The following is a 13,461-nucleotide window of genomic DNA, read 5'->3' on the forward strand; positions in this document are numbered from 1 at the left end:
CGCGCGAGGCCGCCATGACCACGATGTCATCGACCCAGAAGCTTTCGCTATTCGCGCTGACCGCGATGGTGGTCGGCTCGATGGTCGGCTCGGGCATCTTCTCGTTGCCGCGCACCTTCGGTATCGCAACCGGCCCGTTCGGAGCCATCTTTGCCTGGTGCATCGCCGGCGGCGGCATGTATACGCTGGCCCGCGTCTTCCAGTCGCTGGCCGAACGCAAGCCCGATCTCGACGCCGGCGTCTATGCTTACGCGAAGGCCGGATTTGGCGACTATCCGGGTTTCCTCTCGGCGCTCGGCTATTGGTCCGGGAGCTGCATCGGCAACGTGTCCTACTGGGTGCTGATCAAGTCGACGCTCGGCGCGTTCTTCCCCGTGTTCGGCGATGGCAACACCGTCACCGCGATCATCGTCGCCTCCATCGGCATCTGGTTGTTCCACTTCATGATCTTACGCGGCGTGCAGCAGGCGACCGCGATCAACACCATCGTCACCATCGCCAAGATCGTACCGATCCTGGTCTTCATCGCGATCCTGATCTTCGCCTTCAAGGCGGACATGTTCCGCGCCAACTTCTGGGGCGGCGAGGGCATGCCGGACAAGAGCCTGTTCGAGCAGATCCGGGCGACCATGCTGGTCACGGTGTTCGTCTTCCTCGGCATTGAGGGCGCCAGCGTCTATTCGCGCTATGCCAAGGAGCGTGCCCATGTTGGCGCCGCAACGATCCTTGGCTTCGTGATCGTGACCAGCCTGATGGTGTTCGTCACCATGCTGCCCTATGCCGTGCTCCCGCGCGCCGAGATCGCGGACATGCGACAGCCGTCAATGGCGACGGTGCTGGAGGCGGTCGTCGGGCACTGGGGCGCCGTCTTCGTCAGCATTGGGCTGCTGGTGTCGGTGTTGGGCGCCTATCTCGCCTGGTCTCTGATCTGCGCCGAGGTGCTCTCCGCCGCGGGCCGCACGCGGGACATGCCGGCGGTGTTCGGCACGGAGAACGCGAACAAGGTGCCGGCCGCGGCGCTGTGGTTGACGAACGTGGTCGTCCAGCTCTTCGTCATCAGCACCTATTGGTCGCGCGATGCCTTCGCATTCATGCTCAATCTGACGAGCGTCATGAACCTCATTCCGTTTTTCCTGGTCGCGGCCTACGGCCTCTTGCTGGTCAGGCGGGGCGAGACCTATGAGAAGCGCCCGGATCAGCGCAGGCGCGACCTGATCTTCACCGGCATCGCCGTCGTCTACACGCTCTTCCTGATCTATGCGGCGGGGATGAAATACCTGCTGCTCGCCGCCATTCTCTACGCGCCCGGTACCGTCTTGTATTTCTGGGCTCGTCTGGAGCAGAAGGCAAAGATCTTCAAGCCGGTCGAGTGGATCATTTTCATCGTGGCCGTGATCGGCGCCGTGATCGGGATTCACGGATTGGCCACCGGCTACATCACCATCTAGGCAAGATCATCCAAGAAGACCCTCCAAGCAAGGCAGTTGCCATGGCAAAGCAAGCTTCGGACTCCTCCACTGCTTTCGGCGTGCATTCTGAGGTCGGACAATTGCGCAAGGTGATGGTCTGCTCGCCGGGCCGCGCCCATCAGCGCCTCACGCCATCCAATAAAGACGCGCTGCTGTTCGACGACGTGTTGTGGGTCGACAACGCCAAGCGCGATCATTTCGATTTCGTGCAGAAGATGCGCGACCGCGGCATCGACGTGGTCGAGATGCACAACTTGCTCACCGAGACGGTCGCGATCCCTGAGGCCAGGAAATGGATTCTCGACAACCAGGTCGTTCCCGACCAGGTCGGGCCGGATCTCGTCGACGACCTGCGCGCCTATCTGGAAAGCCTGAAGCCCCGTGACCTCGCCGAAACCCTGATCGGCGGCGTTTCCACCCACGATTTTCCGGATGCCCATGGCGGCGAGGCGTTGCGGCTCATTCGCGAGGCAGCCGGCATGACCGAGTATTTGCTGCCGCCGCTGCCGAATACGCTGTACACGCGGGATACGACCTGCTGGATCTATGGCGGCGTCACCCTCAATTCGCTCTATTGGCCGGCGCGACACGAAGAGCCGATCCTCGCCACGGCGATCTACAAGTTCCATCCGGATTTTGCTGGCAAGGTCAACGTCTGGTGGGGTGATCCGACCCGGGATCATGGCCTTGCCACGCTGGAAGGCGGCGACGTGATGCCGATCGGCAAAGGCAACGTGCTGATCGGCCTCAGCGAGCGCACCTCGCGGCAGGCGATCAGCCAGGTTGCCGCGGCCCTGTTCAAGAAGAAGGCGGCCGAGCGCGTGATCGTGGCCGTGATGCCGAAGCTGCGCGCAGCGATGCATCTCGATACGGTATTTACCTTCGCCGATCGCGACTGTGTGCTGATCTATCCCGACATCGTCGATACCATCAGGGCCTTCTCGTACCGGCCCGCCGACAACGCGGCCGGCATCGAGCTGCACAAGGACGACAAGCCGTTCGTGCAGGTCATTGCGGAAGCGCTGGGCCTGAAGAAGTTGCGCGTCGTTGAGACCGGCGGCAGCGCCTATATGCGCGAGCGCACGCAGTGGGACAGTGGCGCCAATCTGGTTTGCGCGTCCCCGGGCGTTGTGTTCGCCTATGACCGCAACACCTACGCCAATACCCTGCTGCGCAAGGAGGGAATCGAGGTCATCACCATCGTCGGCGCGGAGCTCGGCCGCGGCCGTGGCGGCGGTCATTGCATGACCTGTCCGATCACGCGAGACGCGGTGGACTACTAGAGGCCTTAGGCGCTCAGACTAGACGGTGAGAGGGCTGAGCACGTCGTGCCGCGACGGCTCCACGGTCGCGCCCGAGCGCAGGGTTCGCGGCGATTTGGCACGAATCGCATAGCCATGCGCGCGGAACCTCATCTCACATATTCGGGATTACAATCCGCATTGATTACTACTTGCTAGTGTACCCCGCCCGGCGGTGTATAATCGCCAATGCCCGAGGGCGCGGGTTCTTGATCCCAGAGATCATCATCCGGCGTTGCGTCGACGGGCAGGGAGCACTCTCGCGTTCGGGAACATTGAAGACTCGGCATCGAGCGTCGACGCCGGGAGCCGCTCCAATAGTGAGTGCGTACCATGAAGCTACATGGCCCCCACACTTGCGAGTCGAACCGGACCGGCGCCGGGAAATGGCTGCCGATCGGTCCGGAAGATGGGCTGGCCGACGTGCATTCGAACGTCAGCCTGGTGTCCCTTCAGGAGTGCATCCAACAGCGGATCGCGTCCGATCTTCACGATTCGACGTGCCAGCATTTGATCGCGGCGAGCCTTGGCCTGATGCGTCTGCGTACCAGCCTGAGCGACCCGGCCGGTGCTGCGCGGCTATGCGACGAGATCGACGCCTCGATCGACGAGGCGCTGCGGGAGATCCGAGCCTTCGCTTACCTGCTGCATCCGCAAAATCTGACCGTCGACGGTTTGAAAGCGACGATCGAGCGCTATTCGCGCGGGTTTGCCGCGCGGACGTCCCTGCATGTCACGACCAGGATTTCGTCGGATATCGATCGCTTGTCGCGTGACAAGCAGCATGCGCTGCTCCGGGTCATCCAGGAGGCGCTCACGAACGTCTTTCGTCATGCGAAGGCGACAGAGGTGAAGATCGCCGTCGCCTCGAGCGGCAGTCATTTCCAACTGACCGTCAGCGACAACGGGCGGGGCTTTCCGGTTGACCGCGCAAGGTCCGGCACCAAGGCCGTGATGGGTGTCGGCATTCCGGCCATGCGGGCCAGATTGCAGCAGATCGGGGGCACGCTCCATATCCAATCCGATACGGCGACGCGACATTCCGGCACCACATTGCTGGCGGTGTTGCCGCGCGATTTCGTCGAAAGCAAACGCAACAGGAAGACCACAACAGTCGCGAGGGTCCACGCAGGCACGTCGTGAAAAGAAAACTGATCACCGGTGGTGGCCGAAATCATCCGTCGCGCCTGGCGCCCAAGGCTGCCACCGTGTCAAAAAACTTGGAGTGCGCTGCCATGAAACGGTTTCTGATCGCCGACGACCACGAGGCGGTGCGATCTGGCCTGCGGGCCGTGCTCGAACAGCGGGCGGATTGGGAGGTGGTCGCTGAAGCCAATGACGGCAGCAAGGCCGTTGCCGCAGCAATCGCCAATCAGCCCCATGTCGCCATTGTCGATTTTTCCATGCCGCGCATGACGGGGGTCGAGGTCGCGCGGCGGATCAGGGAATACCCGCTTCAGACCGAGGTGCTGATCTTCACGGTGCACAATTCCAGCCTGCTCGCGCAGGAAGCGTTCCAGGCCGGTGCGCGCGCATTTCTGCTGAAGTCCGACGCCAACAAGCTGCTGCTGGCGGCGGTCGAGGCGCTTCTGGCGCACAAGCCGTTCTGCACCAGGAGCTGTCAGAACGATCTGGATGGCGGGCTGAGTCCCGGCATCGACAGCCGGCAGGCGCTCACCCCGCGGGAGCAGCTCGTCGTCAAGCTGGTTGCGGAGGGCTACAGCAACAAGGGGATCAGCTCCATCCTGGACCTCAGCGTCAAGACGACGGAGGCGCACCGGGCGGCCGCGATGCGCAAGCTCGACGTGAATTCGACAGCCGGGCTGGTCCGCTACGCGGTGCGGGCCGGGCTGATCGAGGTATGAGGCCCGAGGTATGAGGCCCTTGAGTACAATCGCCGAGGGATTTCAGGGTTTTGTGGGATAACCCGCTGGATCGCGACCGCTATGATCGCTCGATCTTTCTGCCGGTCGCTTCCATCGATCGCCCGATGGGCCCGCGGGCCGGCATACGGGAACGACGTCGTGAAGCGCATCGTGATTGCGGATGATCATGAAGTCGTGCGCTCCGGGCTGCGGGCGATCGTCGAAACCCGCTCCAACTGGATCGTCAGCGGGGAGGCCACCAATGGCGAGCAGGCGGTCGCATTGGCGCTGGAGACGCGGCCCGATATCGTGATCGTCGATTATTCGATGCCGCTCATGAACGGACTGGAGGTCAGCCGTCGCCTCAAATCGCTGCGTGTACGCACCGAAGTGCTGATTCTGACGATGCACGAGAACGAGGAGCTGCTGACCGAAGCCATCCTGGCGGGAGTTCGGGGGTTCCTGTTCAAGTCGGATGCCAGGAACCACCTGATTTCCGCCATCGAGGCGCTGCTCGACGGCAGGCCCTACTTCACCAGCCTGCTGCTGGAGAAGCTGCTCCACGACTACCAGCTCAACAAGCAGAACAAGTCGGCCATGCTGCTCACGTCGCGCGAGCAGAGCGTGGTTCAGCTGATTGCCGAAGGACACACCAACAGGTCCATCAGCACCATCCTGAAGTTGAGCGTGAAGACCGTGGAGACGCACCGCGCATCGGCGATGCGCAAGCTCGGGATGTCGTCGACGGCTGAACTGGTCCGCTATGCCATTCGCAAGAGGCTGGTCGCGCCGTGAAGGCCGACGATCAGCAGCCTCGACAGATCGCCAGCTTGCTGTCGAGGTCGCTCTCTTCGCGTGTGGGCCCAAGGTCGCTCGCGCGAGACGGATCCTCTTCCCGTTTGACCTGTCGCTCGGCGGGCAGAGGTGCATAGTCCAAAAGGTGCGAGCTGGATGTCAGGGTCGGCGGGACCGCCGGATTGGCTGGCGCCGCCAAACCTCCGCCGTGCGCGCTGCCTTTTGCATACGCTGCCGCCGCTGCGACCAGAACAAGGATCACCATTGCGACGTGGATCGTGGCTTTCTGCATGTTAGCCTCCGTTCGACCTGCCTGGTCTCAACGACGGCGCGGCGCAAACTATCCGGCTGACGGTTCACGCGGGTAGACACATGGGTGTGAATTTCAGCCCGCGTCGATGAATTTTCGTTAAGGCCGACATCAAGCGTTGTGCGTCGTGATGCTCGAACGGCAAAAATCGACGGAGGATGGCTCACTTATTCGGTTTTGGAATGACCTGTTGAGCAATCGTCGTTTGACGGCCTTGAAAAGGCAGGAATACTTCGGCAGGTTCATGCAAATCCCGCATGACTCCTTGTGGCGCTTCCTTGGGTGGGCAGCAATGGGTTTCCAACGGCTGCGCGGCATGGCCGAGCTCTGGCCTGATGAGAATTAGCCATTGACCAGCAGCCACTTCAGTTCGATCAAGAGCCATCGCGCGCAGCCAGGCACAGCGGCCGCGCGTCCAAATCAACGCCGACTTCGGAAAGCCTGTCATGTCCGTCAAATCCGCTCCTCAGACCCAAGCTCATACCGCCGATCTTGCCGCTGAGGTCGACAGGCTCCTCACCGACATCGGCGTGAGCCGCGCCAGCTACACCGAGGGCACGCTTACCGTGCAGACGCCGATCACCGGCAAGGTCGTCGGGAAGGTCAGGGAAGTCAGCGCGGCCGATGCTGCCGCGCTGATTGCGAAGGCGCATGCGGCCTTCCAGGTCTGGCGGCTCGTGCCGGCACCGAAACGCGGTGAGCTGGTCCGGCTGTTCGGCGAAGAACTGCGCGCCAACAAGCAGGCTTTGGGTCGGCTGGTGTCGATCGAGGTCGGCAAGATCGTGTCCGAGGGGCTCGGCGAGGTCCAGGAGATGATCGACATCTGCGACTTTGCCGTCGGGCTGTCCCGCCAGCTCTACGGTCTGACCATCGCCACCGAGCGCGGCGAGCACCGGATGATGGAGAGCTGGCACCCGCTCGGCGTGACCGGCATCATCTCCGCGTTCAATTTCCCGGTCGCCGTCTGGGCATGGAACGCGGCGCTGGCGCTCGTCTGCGGCAACAGCGTCGTCTGGAAGCCGTCCGAGAAAACCCCGCTGACGGCGTTGGCGACCCAGGCGCTGTTCGACCGCGCGCTGGCGCGCTTTGCCAAGGAAGGCGGCGCTGCGCCAGAGGGGCTTGCGGCGCTGCTGATTGGCGGCCGCGACCTCGGCGAGCTGCTTGTCGACCATGCGAAGGTGCCGCTGGTGTCGGCCACGGGCTCGACCGCGATGGGCCGCGCCGTTGGACCGCGGCTCGCCAAGCGGTTCGCGCGCGCGATTCTCGAGCTTGGCGGCAACAATGCGGCCATCGTTGCGCCGACGGCCGATCTCGACCTGACACTGCGCGGCGTTGCCTTTGCCGCAATGGGAACCGCCGGCCAGCGTTGCACGACGCTGCGGCGCCTCTTCGTCCATGAGAGCGTGTATGACAGCTTCGTTCCGCGGCTGAAGCGGGCCTATGCATCTGTTGCGGTCGGCAATCCCCTGGAAGGCGGCACGCTGGTTGGTCCGCTGATCGACGGCGCGGCCTATCGAGCGATGCAAGCTGCGCTCGAGGCCGCGAAGGGGGCAGGGGCTGTCATTCACGGCGGCGAGCGCATCGCCGTCGAGGGAGCCACGGATGCGCACTACGTTCGTCCCGCGCTGGTCGAGATTTCTGCGCAGACGGGGCCGGTGGAGCAGGAGACCTTCGCGCCCATTCTCTATGTGTTGAAATACAGCGATCTCGATGCCGTGCTCGAACTGCACAATGCCGTTCCGCAAGGGCTATCATCGTCGATCTTCACCAATGATTTGCGCGAAGCCGAGACGTTCCTGTCGGCGCGCGGCTCCGATTGCGGCATCGCCAACGTCAATATCGGCCCGTCCGGTGCCGAGATCGGCGGCGCGTTCGGCGGCGAGAAGGAGACCGGCGGCGGACGCGAATCCGGGTCCGATGCGTGGAAGGCCTATATGCGCCGGGCCACGAACACCATCAATTATGGCCGTACGCTCCCGCTGGCCCAGGGCGTCAAGTTCGACGTGGTGTGAGACCTGATGCAGGATGATCCCCGATCGCATGGCCTTTGGGCACTGACGGCGCCGGCTGCGCCTGAGACCAGGCCGCTCGCGGGCGATCTGGATGTCGACGTCGTCGTCATCGGCGGCGGATACACCGGCATCTCCTCTGCGCTTCATCTCGCCGAGGCAGGCACGCGCGTCGTCGTGCTCGAAGCATCCGAAGTCGGGTTCGGGGGCTCGGGGCGCAATGTCGGTCTCGTCAATGCAGGCATGTGGGTCATGCCTGATACTCTCACCGCGACGCTGGGGCAGAGCTTTGGTGAGCGCCTGATCGATCTTCTCGGTCATGGACCCCGCAGGGTGTTCGATCTGATCGAAAAACACGGTATCGATTGCGAGCCGGAGCGCGCGGGCACGCTGCATTGCGCCGTCGGCAGCAAGGGCCTGGCCGAGATCGAGGCCCGCGCGGAGCAATGGCAGCGGCGCGGCGCGCCCGTCGAGGTGCTCAACGCCGCGGAGACGCGCCGGAAAATCGGCGGTGGCAGCTTCGCCGGCGCGCTGCTGGACAAGCGCGCCGGCACCATTCAGCCGCTCGCCTATGTCCGCGGCTTGGCCTGCGTCGCGCTCGGGGCGGGCGCGAAGATATTCACCCAAAGTCCCGTTCTCGCGGCGCGCGAGGACGGCTCGCGCTGGAGGATCGAAACGAAATCAGGATCGGTCCGCGCGGATTGGGTGATCGTCGCCACCGATGCCTACGCGCAGGGACCGTGGTCGCAGGTTCGGCAGGAGCAGGTTCATCTGCCGTACTTCAATTTCGCGACCGAGCCCTTGTCGGACAATCTGAAGGCGTCGATCCTGCCGGAACGGCAGGGCGCCTGGGACACCAAGCAGGTGCTCTCCTCGTTCCGCTTCGATCGCGCGTGCCGGCTGGTATTTGGCAGCGTTGGTGCGCTCGAGGGAAGCGGTGCTGCCATCCACCGGGCGTGGGCGATTCGTTCGCTGCGAAAATTGTTTCCGCAGCTTGCCGACATCAGGTTCGAGGCTGGCTGGTTCGGCATGATCGGCATGACCTCGGACAATCTGCCGCGCTTTCACAAGCTGGACCGCAACGTCATTGCCTTCAGCGGCTACAATGGCCGGGGCATCGCGCCGGGCACGGTGTTTGGCGGTGTGCTGGCATCCTACGTGCTCGGCCATGTCGCTGAAAAAGACCTTCCGCTGCCGGTCGCCATTTGCGAGGAGCCGCGCTTTCGCCTCGCGCAGGAGGCTCTCTACCGCGCCGGATCCCAACTCGTTCATCTGACCGAAGCGCGGCTCTAAAGCGCGACGAGATTGGGATGAACCGTCATCGCGCTTTGGGCTATTGTTTGAGCGTGATCTCCGCGCAAGCGCGTTCCGCGTTCGTCGCGAGGGAAAACCGCTTCGCACTTTGCGCTAACGCGGCCCTTCGGGTCCGGATCATGCTTTACGCCGTCGAACCAAGAAAGAGGATGCCTTGCTGCGCTACTACACCGCTGCCGAGGTCGAGGCCGGCCTTGACTACGCCAGACTGATCGACGCGCTGACCGAATCCTTCCGACGTGGTGGCGAGGCGATGCCGGTTCGGCAGAGTTACGACGTTGGAACGTCCGATGCGTCCGGTCGTCTTCTGACCATGCCGGCCTGGGAGAGAGGCAAGGCTCTCGGGGTCAAGCTCGTGACGGTATTCCCTGAGAATGCGTCCCGCGGCCTGGGCGCGGTGTCGTCGCTCTACACGCTCTTCGACGGCGCGACCGGTCAGCCGCGTGCGCTGATCGATGGCGAGGCACTGACCAACCGGCGGACCGTCGCAGCATCCGCGCTTGCCTCGCGCTATCTCTCGCGCCCGAGCAGCAAGACTCTGCTCGTCATTGGCACGGGTCGCATTGCGGCCTGCCTGCCCGCTGCGCATCGCGCCGCGCGACCGATCGAGCGCGTGCTCGTTTGGGGCCGCAATCCGCAGCGCGCGCAGGCCTTTGCAGGCGAGTTCTCGCGGCAAGGGTTCGCCGCTGATGCGGTCGCCGACCTGCCGGCGGCGTTGGCCGAGGCGGATATCGTCAGTTGCGCGACGACATCGGTCGAGCCCATCGTGCTGGGCCGAAACTTGAAGCCCGGCACCCATCTCGATCTCGTCGGCGCGTTCACGCCCAATATGCGTGAGAGCGACGACGAGGCCGTCTGCCGCAGCCGCGTCTTCGTCGACACCTATGGCGGCGCGCTCGCGGAAGCCGGCGATCTGCTCCAGCCGATCGCTGCCGGACGTTGGGACCCCGCCAGGATTTGCGGTGATCTGCATGAGTTGACCAGCGGTGCGCGGCCCGGCCGTCTGGAGGAGGGCGAGATCACCCTGTTCAAGTCAGTCGGCGCGGCGTCCGAGGATCTCGCAGCCGCCTCGCTCCTCGTCGGCGGATGGGAGTCCGGAATTCACGCCTGACCGGCTCAGCGATCGGCGGTCAATTGCTGGCGATAGCGCTCGGCGTCCCAATTCAGCAATGCATGCTCGTTCTCCGCTGAGAGATAGCGGACCTCTGCCGTCAGAGGCACACGGCAGGTCACCAGTCCGAGACAGGTCAGCATGGCCTCGGCGCCATCGCTTGCATCCTTGCGAATGATGCAGCCGAGGCCGGGAACGAGGAGCGCAACCGGAGGCGGATGCCGGTCCGTCCGGGCTTGCGACGTCAGGATGCCCAGATCCTCGCCATGGTCCAGCACGGGCAGGCCGGGACCGAGAAAGACGACATGGTCCGGATACAGCGAGCCGCTGGTTGCAATGGCCCGACTGAAGCGGTCGATCGCGACGCCGTGGCAGAGCGGGTCTTTTGGCGAACGATAATCCGTGCCGGCGCAGATCGAGCGGAGCGCCTCGTCATCGGCGGGTATTGCGCTGCGCGGAGCAAGTGCGAGCCGTCTCTCCACCTCATCCACGAGCGCTTCCGCGGCCGCACAGCTTTCGGCGCCGACCACCAGCCCGTGGTTGCCGAGGATCAGGATATCTGCGGCATCCTCCGCCAGAACATCATTCACGGCCTTTGCCAGCGGAAGTCCCGGATGATGGTAGTCGAGCCAGCGCCATGCCAATCCATCGAGGCGCCCGGCAAGCTCTCCGCGCGCGTCGGATCGCACCGCCCAGGCAATCGTGTTGACCGAATGGACATGCAACACGACCGGATGCGGCATGAGCGCGTGGAGCGAGGTCTCGATCGAGGCGCGCAGCTTGGTTTTGGCATCGGGAGCGAGAGGAATCTTTTCGTCGCCTTGCATGAGCGCGGCGCGTGCTGCCCCAAGCGACACCGGCACGAAGATGTCCTTGGCTTCCGCATCCGCAAGCCAGGTGCCCGATGCCTTCACCCATAGCACGTCGCCATCCTTGACCGAGGAGTTGCCGCCGGCACCCTGCACCAGCAGGATGTTGCGGCCGACGCGGGCCGACATGTCGCGGAGATCATCGAGTTGCGCAGGCGCACGCATCGCGGGGCCTCACCAGGTCAAATGATTCATCAGCCAGTTCGGCGTCGCACCTTCCGATCCCGCCAGCATGCGGATCGCCGCCGGCAGATCGGGCGCGCCAGCGAGTGCGTCCCGGTGCACGCCGGCCCCGAGGAGCAGGGTCAGCATTCCCTTGGCCCGTGCGCCTGCGACGTCGTGATCGAGGGAATCGCCGATCATCAGGACCCGTTTTGGATCGGGATGGCCGAGTTGCTCCAGCGCGGCCTCGAAGATCGGCGCGTGCGGCTTGCCGACGAATGCCACGGCGCCGCCAAGCTTCTCGTAGAACCGCGCCAGCGCGCCCGGCGCCGGGATCAACCCGTTTGCGCTGAACATGGTCAGATCAGGGTTGGCGCATAGCATCGGCAACCGCCGTGCTGCGGCGATGGCGAAGCGAGCGCGCCAGTGCTCGGGCTCGGCGACGTCGTCATCGAGCCCGGCCAGCAGAATGAAATCGGCGTTTTCGATCTCAGTCACGATCGCAAGATCGAGCCCGTCGACGACGGAATGATCGCCGCCGCGCGTGATGAGAAAACAGGAATGGCCGAGATCGGCGAACGGGGCGCGTGCGCGTTGAAGCAATCCCGCCCAGGTCACTTCGCCGGAGGTCAGGATGCCGTCATAGGCCGTCGGCGGCAGGCCGAGCCTTGCAAGCCGCTCTTCGTTGCTGCGCGCGCGCTTGCCGGAATTCGACAGCACCAGCACCCGCTTGCCCGCCGCCTTGAGCTTCGCCACGCACTCCCGCGCGGCCGGGAAGACGGTGCCGCCTTCATGAAGCGTACCCCATTGGTCGAGCAGCACGTGATCGAACCGGTCGGCGATCGTGCTCAACGCATCGATTTCGATGATGCCGGCTCTCATGTCGGGCTGCCTTGCAAGGCCAGCAGCGCAGCGCCATAGCTTGCCTCGGTTTGCTCGGCCGTCGTCACGGGAACACCGAGCGCGCGGTGCCTGATCTCGGTCCATGCCGCGTTCTTCGCACCACCGCCGATGCTGACGACGCGGCGCAGCCGCGGTGCTCCGAGCGCGGCGAGACGCTGATAGGCGAGGGCTTCGACCGAGGCGATGCCTTCGAGCAGGGCCTGGAAGAAACGATGATCTTCCGCCGGGCGCGGCGTGATGCGTGCGGCCAGTGTCGGATCGGCGATCGGAAAACGCTCGCCGGGTTTTGGCAAAGGATAGTAGTCCAGCCCGGTTGGTTCCTCCGGCCGCAGTTGCGGTGTCAGCCGTTCCATCTCTGCCGCCGAAAAATGCGTGAGCAGCGCGCCGCCACCGGAATTGGAGGCGCCGCCGGCGAGCCAGCGTTCGCCGAGCCGGTGCGAATAGACGCCCTGATCGGCTGCGAAGATCGGCTGCGTCGCGAGCAGCTTGACGACCAGCGTCGTGCCAAGCGAGGTCACGGCATCGCCGGGAGTATCGGCGCGCGTCGCAATGAAAGCGGCGACGCCGTCGGTGGTGCCGGCCGCGATGCGTGCCGTTTTCGACAGGCCGAGCTCAGAGGCGATCCCCGGATCGATCTCGGCAAACGGCGTCCCCGGAACCAGCACGCGCGGCAGGAGTGCGTGGGGCACGCCGAGCTCATCGAGCCAGGCCGGCCAGCTGCGCGTGACGGGATCATAGCCGAGCTTGAGGACGTTGTTCTCGTCGCTGATGCCGTGGCTTCCCGCCAGCCGGCCGGCGATCCAATCGGCCTGATGCACGGCAAAGCGCGCGCTGCTCGCTTCGCCGCCGCTCAACAAGTGAAGCAGTTTCGCCAAAGCGCTGCTGGCACCGTGAGCGCCGCTTTCCTTCGGCGCGACCGTTGCAATGCGCTGCGCTTCGTTTGCCGCGCGGGTGTCGTTGTACATCAGCCCCGGCGTGCAGGGATGGCCGGCCGCGTCGATCAGGAGCAGCGTGCCGGATGTGCCGTCAACGCAGATGCGCTCGACGGAGTCGAGATCGATGTTGCGTCCGAGCTTGCTGATCGCGGCCACCGTCGCGTGCCACCAGACTTCCGGATCCTGATCGATTGCATCACCGTCCTGTCGCGGCGGAGCCAGGGTGGCAGTCTCCATGCCCTGGATGTCGCCGCGCGCATCGACGGCGCAGGCGCGGACGCCGCTGGTTCCCACGTCGATGCCGAGGAACACGCCCGTCATGCGCTTTCGCCTCCCTTTCATACTGAGACCGTCGCCGGCTGCGATCACAATCGCGACCCGCGATTGCACTGCAGCACGTTTGGGGGATTGACGTCCC

General features: G+C 64.5%; 13 protein-coding genes. 8 read left to right on the forward strand and 5 right to left on the reverse strand.

Going from position 1 to position 13,461, the window contains the following annotated elements; all coding sequences use genetic code 11:
• The first annotated feature begins 14 nt into the window (after positions 1-14).
• The 5 genes from ACV1FX_RS06250 (at position 15) to ACV1FX_RS06270 (ending at position 5,430) form a co-directional block, all read left to right on the forward strand.
• Entirely contained in the window at positions 15-1,448 is a 1,434-nt protein-coding gene (locus ACV1FX_RS06250; RefSeq protein WP_473116683.1) for a basic amino acid/polyamine antiporter, read from the forward strand.
• 41 nt (positions 1,449-1,489) lie between these two features.
• Positions 1,490-2,752, forward strand: a complete 1,263-nt coding sequence (arcA, locus tag ACV1FX_RS06255; protein ID WP_473116684.1) for an arginine deiminase — start codon at positions 1,490-1,492, stop codon at positions 2,750-2,752.
• Positions 2,753-3,103: 351 nt separating this feature from the next.
• On the forward strand, positions 3,104-3,913 hold the full coding sequence (locus ACV1FX_RS06260; RefSeq protein ID WP_473116685.1) for a sensor histidine kinase: 810 nt from the start codon (positions 3,104-3,106) through the stop codon (positions 3,911-3,913).
• Positions 3,914-4,005: 92 nt separating this feature from the next.
• On the forward strand, positions 4,006-4,635 hold the full coding sequence (locus ACV1FX_RS06265) for a response regulator (RefSeq protein ID WP_473116686.1): 630 nt from the start codon (positions 4,006-4,008) through the stop codon (positions 4,633-4,635).
• 159 nt (positions 4,636-4,794) lie between these two features.
• Positions 4,795-5,430, forward strand: a complete 636-nt coding sequence (locus tag ACV1FX_RS06270) for a response regulator (protein ID WP_473116687.1) — start codon at positions 4,795-4,797, stop codon at positions 5,428-5,430.
• Positions 5,431-5,440: 10 nt separating this feature from the next.
• On the opposite strand, the gene ACV1FX_RS06275 is transcribed toward ACV1FX_RS06270, so the two are convergent.
• Entirely contained in the window at positions 5,441-5,722 is a 282-nt protein-coding gene (locus tag ACV1FX_RS06275) for a hypothetical protein (RefSeq protein WP_473116688.1), read from the reverse strand.
• A gap of 181 nt (positions 5,723-5,903) precedes the next feature.
• Complete coding sequence (locus ACV1FX_RS06280; RefSeq protein WP_473116689.1) at positions 5,904-6,197, reverse strand: hypothetical protein; 294 nt, start codon at positions 6,195-6,197, stop codon at positions 5,904-5,906.
• Between ACV1FX_RS06280 and amaB the strand changes: the two genes are divergently transcribed.
• From amaB to lhpI, 3 genes are all read left to right on the forward strand, one after another.
• Positions 6,187-7,752 (forward strand): L-piperidine-6-carboxylate dehydrogenase, encoded by a 1,566-nt coding sequence (gene amaB / locus ACV1FX_RS06285; protein WP_473116690.1) that lies wholly within the window; start codon positions 6,187-6,189, stop codon positions 7,750-7,752. The genes ACV1FX_RS06280 and amaB overlap by 11 nt on opposite strands.
• 6 nt (positions 7,753-7,758) lie before the next feature.
• A complete protein-coding gene (locus tag ACV1FX_RS06290) occupies positions 7,759-9,042 on the forward strand; it encodes an NAD(P)/FAD-dependent oxidoreductase (protein ID WP_473116691.1) in 1,284 nt (427 codons plus the stop codon).
• Positions 9,043-9,220: 178 nt separating this feature from the next.
• The gene (lhpI, locus tag ACV1FX_RS06295; protein ID WP_473116835.1) at positions 9,221-10,174 is read left to right on the forward strand and encodes a bifunctional Delta(1)-pyrroline-2-carboxylate/Delta(1)-piperideine-2-carboxylate reductase; all 954 of its coding nucleotides are present in this window, start codon (positions 9,221-9,223) and stop codon (positions 10,172-10,174) included.
• Positions 10,175-10,179: 5 nt separating this feature from the next.
• On the opposite strand, the gene ACV1FX_RS06300 is transcribed toward lhpI, so the two are convergent.
• The 3 genes from ACV1FX_RS06300 to ACV1FX_RS06310 are packed head-to-tail and all read right to left on the reverse strand — an operon-like array spanning position 10,180 to position 13,364.
• Positions 10,180-11,208: a class II aldolase/adducin family protein gene (locus tag ACV1FX_RS06300; RefSeq protein WP_473116692.1), complete on the reverse strand. Its 1,029-nt coding sequence runs from the start codon at positions 11,206-11,208 to the stop codon at positions 10,180-10,182.
• A 9-nt stretch (positions 11,209-11,217) separates the two neighbouring features.
• A complete protein-coding gene (locus ACV1FX_RS06305) occupies positions 11,218-12,087 on the reverse strand; it encodes a TIGR01459 family HAD-type hydrolase (RefSeq protein WP_473116693.1) in 870 nt (289 codons plus the stop codon).
• Complete coding sequence (locus ACV1FX_RS06310; protein WP_473116694.1) at positions 12,084-13,364, reverse strand: FGGY-family carbohydrate kinase; 1,281 nt, start codon at positions 13,362-13,364, stop codon at positions 12,084-12,086. Before ACV1FX_RS06310 ends, ACV1FX_RS06305 begins: the two co-directional genes overlap by 4 nt.
• Between the last annotated feature and the right edge of the window lie 97 nt (positions 13,365-13,461).

The sequence above is a fragment of the Bradyrhizobium ingae genome, from assembly GCF_055791185.1.

Bases quoted from the DNA above. Each gene is read 5' to 3' on its own strand.
- arcA (WP_473116684.1), top strand. From the start codon at position 1,490: ATGGCAAAGCAAGCTTCGGACTCCTCCACTGCTTTCGGCGTGCATTCT.
- ACV1FX_RS06275 (WP_473116688.1), bottom strand. From the start codon at position 5,722: ATGCAGAAAGCCACGATCCACGTCGCAATGGTGATCCTTGTTCTGGTC.
- ACV1FX_RS06305 (WP_473116693.1), bottom strand. From the start codon at position 12,087: ATGAGAGCCGGCATCATCGAAATCGATGCGTTGAGCACGATCGCCGAC.
- ACV1FX_RS06260 (WP_473116685.1), top strand. From the start codon at position 3,104: ATGAAGCTACATGGCCCCCACACTTGCGAGTCGAACCGGACCGGCGCC.
- ACV1FX_RS06290 (WP_473116691.1), top strand. From the start codon at position 7,759: ATGCAGGATGATCCCCGATCGCATGGCCTTTGGGCACTGACGGCGCCG.
- ACV1FX_RS06310 (WP_473116694.1), bottom strand. From the start codon at position 13,364: ATGACGGGCGTGTTCCTCGGCATCGACGTGGGAACCAGCGGCGTCCGC.
- ACV1FX_RS06265 (WP_473116686.1), top strand. From the start codon at position 4,006: ATGAAACGGTTTCTGATCGCCGACGACCACGAGGCGGTGCGATCTGGC.
- ACV1FX_RS06250 (WP_473116683.1), top strand. From the start codon at position 15: ATGACCACGATGTCATCGACCCAGAAGCTTTCGCTATTCGCGCTGACC.
- ACV1FX_RS06300 (WP_473116692.1), bottom strand. From the start codon at position 11,208: ATGCGTGCGCCTGCGCAACTCGATGATCTCCGCGACATGTCGGCCCGC.
- amaB (WP_473116690.1), top strand. From the start codon at position 6,187: ATGTCCGTCAAATCCGCTCCTCAGACCCAAGCTCATACCGCCGATCTT.